Source organism: Thermococcus sp. (assembly GCF_027066465.1).
Classification (GTDB): Archaea; Methanobacteriota_B; Thermococci; order Thermococcales; family Thermococcaceae; genus Thermococcus.
The window spans coordinates 1-5,063 of the sequence record NZ_JAMONU010000204.1; the positions used below are offsets into that span (position 1 = coordinate 1).

Here is a 5,063-nt window from a genome sequence, read left to right on the forward strand (position 1 = left end):
TGGAGGGCCAGGGACCGGCTATGATGGTTGAACAGCACGCGGGAATCGCAAATATTGTCTTCCTGCCGTAGGCCTTGAGGACGTACCTGAGACCCAGCGAGGCGCCACAGCCCTGACAGGCAGTATGACCGGCAAAGAAGTGCTCCTCAGCGGGAATGCTCAACCTCTTCTTAACGTTCTCGGGAATCTCCATTCCTCTCACCTCTTGAGGTGGTACCACTCAACCTCTCTATCGAGCTTTCCTGCCTCGATAACCTTCTTCATGTTCTCAGCCACCGCCTTGACGTCCTGAACCGTGAAGTCCCTGCCGCCGAGTCCTATGATGTAGTTCTTGATTATCGGCCTCGCCGATGTGTTGTAGAGAACGCCCTTCGCCTCGTTGAAGAGTATACCTTCCTGACCGAAGGAGTAGTTCCTGTCGAGGACTGCTATGCCCTTGACGCTCTCGGCAATCTCCCTGAGTTCCTCCTTCGGGAACGGGCGGAACCATCTGACTTTGGCGTAGCCGACCTTGTAGCCCTCCTTCCTGAGCAGGTCCACCGCTTCCTTGACGGTTCCCATGAGCGAGCCCATACCCATGAAGACGAAGTCGGCATCGTCAACGTAGCCCTTCTCAATCATCTCGCTGTAGTCCCTGCCGAAGCGCTCGCCGAACTCCCTGCCGACGTCCTTGATGACCTTGACGGCGTCCTCCATTGCCTTGGCTATCTTGTACCTGAACTCGTAGTAGTCGTTGGGCGTGCCGAGTGCCCCAACCGAGAACGGCCTGCTGAAGTCCGCCAGGTCGTAGAGGGGCTTCCTTGGTGGGAGGAATTCGTCGACAAGCTCCTGCGGAATCATCTCGACGACGTCGTAGGTGTGGCTCAGTATGAAGGCGCTCTCCACTATCATCGCGGGAAGGTTGACCGTCTCGGCAACCTTGAAGGCCATCAGAACACCGTCGTAGACTTCCTGGTTGTTTTCTGCATAGAACTGCATCCAGCCGGTGTCGCGCTGAGCCAAACTGTCGGTCTGGTCGTCCCAGACGCTCCACGGGGGCGCCATTGCCCTGTTAACGTCAACCATGACTATCGGCAGTCTGGCTCCGCTCGCCCAGTGGAGCATCTCGTGCATCAAAGCCAGACCCTGGGCGGAGGTTGCGGTGAAAGCTCTGGCGCCTGCTGCTGAAGCGCCTATACAGGCCGCCATGGCCGAGTGCTCGCTCTCGACGGGGACGTACTGGATATCGGCCTCTCCGTTGGCTATGAACTCGGCTATCTTCTCGATGATGCTCGTCTGCGGTGTGATTGGATAAGCCGCAACCACCTGAACGCGGGCGTGCTTGGCCGCGTAAGCGGCCGCGTAGTTACCGCTCACAACCTTCCTAATCGGCTTATACTCGGCCATATCACTTCTCCTCCTTCTCCATAGTTATGGCGTTGGTCGGGCACTCGTTCGCGCAGATTCCACAACCCTTACAGTAGTCGTAGTCTATCCCGATGTAGCCGTCTTCCTTGATGTAGATAGCCGGCTCCGGGCAGAACTTCCAGCAGATGTAGCACTTGACGCACTTCTCGTCGTTGACAATAGGTATGAACGTTCTCCAGTCGCCGGTGAAGTTTATGAGGGTAGTCCCCAGGGTTATTGGAGCCTCTGGGTACTGGTCAACACTAGTAAAGACGAGCTTCTCTGCCCGGGCTTTCTTTTCTCCAAACAAGCTGTTCAACTTTATCACCACCCTCTGTTAAGGAAGGGGAAGAGAAGGTCAGAGCTCATAAACGACCGTCTTGTTGAAGGCCTCTTCGGCGGCTTTGGCGTTCTTCTCGCCGAGCTCGCCCGAGAAGGTCTCCTTGATGGCCTCCTGGACGTACTTAAGCTCGACGACGCCGGTGGCTTTGGCGACCGCACCGAGTATTGCGGTGTTGGTAATCGGGAGGCCGAGTATCTCAAGGGCTATCGTCGTAGCGTCAACGAGGGCCAGCTTGCCCGGCTTCTTCTTGAGCTTCTCGAGAACTTCCTCCTTGCTCTTCTCGGTGTTGACTATGACCGTTCCGCCGTCCTTAAGACCGGCGGTCACATCGACCGTGTCGAGAAGGCTCGGGTCGAGCACGACAACGATGTCTGGCTCGTAAATCTGGGTCTTAATCCTTATCGGCTTGTCGTCAATTCTGGTGAAGGCCGTAACCGGCGCTCCACGCCTCTCAACGCCGAAGAAGGGGAACGCCTGGACGTACTTGCCCTGCTTGAAGGCGGCTGAAGCTAGAATGTTCGCGGCGGTAACGGCACCCTGTCCACCCCTACCGTGAAAACGTATCTCAATCATCTTCCCTGCCTCCTTTGGGTTTTTCACTCTCAGTTAGTCCGAAACATTTATTTAGGTTTCGGTATCGAGTTAAGGAACCCTAAACGGGACTTTCTGGGTAAAGGTGAACTTTGAATTCCTCCAATGGTTTTTTCCGCTCATCAGTTCTCGAAAACTTTTTTAACAGACTATATAGACTATATAGCCAGTGATGGGAATGGAGGGGCTGGCGATAGCCATACTGGCAGTGGCATTCTACATAGCATGGAACATAGGCTCCAACGACTCGGCAAACGCCATGGGAACAGCTGTCGGCTCTGGAATACTCAGCTTCCGTCAGGCAACGCTCACGATAGCGATATTCGTCGTTCTCGGGGCATACCTGAAGGGGTACAAGGTCATGAAGACGGTCGGAGAGGGCATAGTTCCCGAGGGCTTTCTAACTATGGAGATGGCCCTGATAGCGCTTCTCGCCGCAGGAATATGGGTAACGATAGCAACTGTTAAAGGCCTCCCGGTTTCCACGACTCAGTCCATAGTCGGCGGCGTCATAGGCGTCGGTCTCGCCATGAAGGCTCCGGTCAACTGGTTCACCCTTGGAAAAATAGCGGCCGCGTGGGTCATCTCACCCATACTCTCAGGAATCCTTGCGGCGATTCTCTTCAAGTTCTACTCCAAGGTGATGTCTCAAATAAAGAGCGTCTCAACAATCGAACTCCTCTACAAGGCCCTCGCGATTCTGGGAGGCTCGTACATGGCATTCAACTTCGGAACCAACGAAGTTGCCAACGCATCCGGACCGATAGTCGGGGCCGGATTCCTGCCTCCCAAAACCGCAGGAGTCCTCGTGGCCATAAGCCTCGCGATAGGTTCGCTGACCTTCAGCTACGCCGTCATGCACACCGTTGGGAAGAAGATAACTGCCCTCGGCCCAATTTCGGCCTTTGCGGCGCAGTTCGGGGCGGCCATGTCGGTCAGCCTCGCGAACTTCCTCGGGCTGCCCGTCAGCTCAAGCCAGTCAATAGTCGGCGGCGTTGTCGGCGTTGGAATAGTTGTCGGTCAGGGCGTTGACAGAAGGGTAATCAGGGACATACTCTTCGGCTGGGTCGCCACGCCTTTAACCGCCATAGGGATTTCGTTCGTTCTGGTCAAGCTCTTCAGCCTGGCCGGAATGGTTTAGCCTTTCAATTTTTACCCCCATCTTCGAAAGCTCCCTCAGCGTTCCGGTTTGAACGTAGGCCTCAATGCTCGTTCTCTCCCCGTAGCTAACGGACAGAACTTCACCAACGGCGTTTATGAAGGAGAGAACCGCGGGAACTTTCTCAGGGTAATCAACGGTCAGCTTAAAAGCCCCGTACTTTGGAAGCTTGAGGAGAACCCTCTCAAGGGCCTCTTGAAGTTCGCCCAGCACGCGCTCCTTTGCCGAAACCTTAACGACGGCCTCAACCGAGATGCCAAGCCCGTCGGCAAGCTCCAGGGTAAGCCGCGCCTTCTCCTCAGCGTCCCCCTCTTCAATAAGGTCAACCTTGTTCAGGACGACGATGATAGGCTTGTCGAGGGCCTTAAGCTCGCGGAGAACGTTCACCGATGCCCTGAACTTCCTCGCGACCTCACGCCATGGCTCGCTGGCGTCGAGGACGAGGAGGACTATATCCGCTCTAACAATCTCCTCCAGCGTCGAGTGGAAGGCCTCAACTATGAAAGGCGGCAGTCCGTCTATGAACCCCACCGTGTCCGTTACGAGAACCCTCTTGCCGTTAAGCTTGAAGCGCCTCGTCGTCGTGTCGAGGGTTGTGAACATCTGATTTTTCGCTTCAACGCTGTCTCCTGCCAAGGCGTTGAGGAGCGTTGATTTCCCAGCGTTCGTGTAGCCCGCGAGGGCAATCAGGATGAAGCCAAGCTCCTCGCGCTTCTTCCTCCTCACCTCGCGCTCGGCCTTGACCCGCTCGAGTTCCTTCCTTATCTTGCCCATCCGGTAGCGGATGTGCTTGAGGTACTGCTGGGTCTGGTACTCACCCATTCCCTTGAAACCGGCCCTGTCGCCGAGCTTTATCCTCCTTATCGCCTCCTTCACGAGGGGAACCTCGTACTGAAGACTGGCGAGCTCGACCTGAAGCTTTGCCTCCTTGGAGTGCGCCCGCCTCTCGAAAATCTCCAGGACGAGCTGCCAGCGGTCGATGACGTCAACCCGGAGTTCCTTCCACAGATTGTAAGCCTGGGAAGGGGTTAAGCGGTTTGCAAAAACCACCTTGTCCGGTTTGAGTTCTTTAACAAGCTCCTTCAGCTCCTCAAGCTTTCCCTTTCCTATGTTGTAGCGCGGGTGCTCTTCCCTCCTCTGCTCAACGACCGCCAAAACCTCGTAGCCGGCACTTCTGAGAAGCTCCTCAAACTCCTCCCTGCTGAGCCTCTCCCTTCGCGAGTACCTTATGACGCCTATCGCTTTCATCGGCTTCGAAGTGGGAAGTCATCTTAATAACCTTTGGGCTAAGCTTAAATTCTAACGTGCCGTAATACTCTGGGGGAGACTATGCGGGGTTTGGCGGTTTTCCTTGTGCTGAAGGGTGGCGACATAATAGTGGACAGGGAGGGCATAAAGAAGGACCTTCTCTCGTGGCATCTCAAAGAGGTGCGGGCTTTGGCTGAGGAACACGATAAGGTCTTCGACGTCCTCGTTGGACTTCTCGACGACGAGAACCCCCACGTCAGGGCAAACGTTCTTCAGGTTCTCATGGACATGCTGGAGGACGGGAAGCTCTCTGGGGAGAGGCTCTCGAGGGTTCTC

General features: G+C 55.7%; 5 protein-coding genes and 2 pseudogenes. 2 read left to right on the forward strand and 5 right to left on the reverse strand.

All coding sequences use genetic code 11. The features are described 5' to 3' along the window. The 4 genes and pseudogenes from MVK46_RS09960 to MVK46_RS09975 all read right to left on the reverse strand — a co-directional run. Positions 1-193 (reverse strand): annotated as a pseudogene (locus MVK46_RS09960) (pyruvate synthase subunit beta); the annotation flags it as partial. Between the two features lie 5 nt (positions 194-198). Continuing rightward, on the reverse strand, positions 199-1,386 hold the full coding sequence (gene porA, locus MVK46_RS09965; RefSeq protein ID WP_297536522.1) for a pyruvate ferredoxin oxidoreductase: 1,188 nt from the start codon (positions 1,384-1,386) through the stop codon (positions 199-201). Between the two features lies 1 nt (position 1,387). Next, positions 1,388-1,705: a 3-methyl-2-oxobutanoate dehydrogenase subunit delta gene (locus MVK46_RS09970; RefSeq protein ID WP_297536525.1), complete on the reverse strand. Its 318-nt coding sequence runs from the start codon at positions 1,703-1,705 to the stop codon at positions 1,388-1,390. Positions 1,706-1,744: 39 nt separating this feature from the next. Continuing rightward, positions 1,745-2,302, reverse strand: coding sequence for a pyruvate/ketoisovalerate ferredoxin oxidoreductase subunit gamma (locus tag MVK46_RS09975; protein WP_297536523.1), 558 nt, complete (start codon positions 2,300-2,302; stop codon positions 1,745-1,747). A 196-nt stretch (positions 2,303-2,498) separates the two neighbouring features. On the opposite strand from MVK46_RS09975, the gene MVK46_RS09980 reads away from it, so the two are divergent. Next, positions 2,499-3,461 (forward strand): inorganic phosphate transporter, encoded by a 963-nt coding sequence (locus tag MVK46_RS09980; RefSeq protein ID WP_297536526.1) that lies wholly within the window; start codon positions 2,499-2,501, stop codon positions 3,459-3,461. Here MVK46_RS09980 and hflX read toward each other — a convergent pair. Then, on the reverse strand, positions 3,399-4,727 hold the full coding sequence (hflX, locus tag MVK46_RS09985; RefSeq protein ID WP_297536524.1) for a GTPase HflX: 1,329 nt from the start codon (positions 4,725-4,727) through the stop codon (positions 3,399-3,401). The genes MVK46_RS09980 and hflX overlap by 63 nt on opposite strands. 81 nt (positions 4,728-4,808) lie before the next feature. Between hflX and MVK46_RS09990 the strand changes: the two are divergent. Further along, positions 4,809-5,063: pseudogene (locus MVK46_RS09990) on the forward strand (hypothetical protein); the annotation flags it as partial.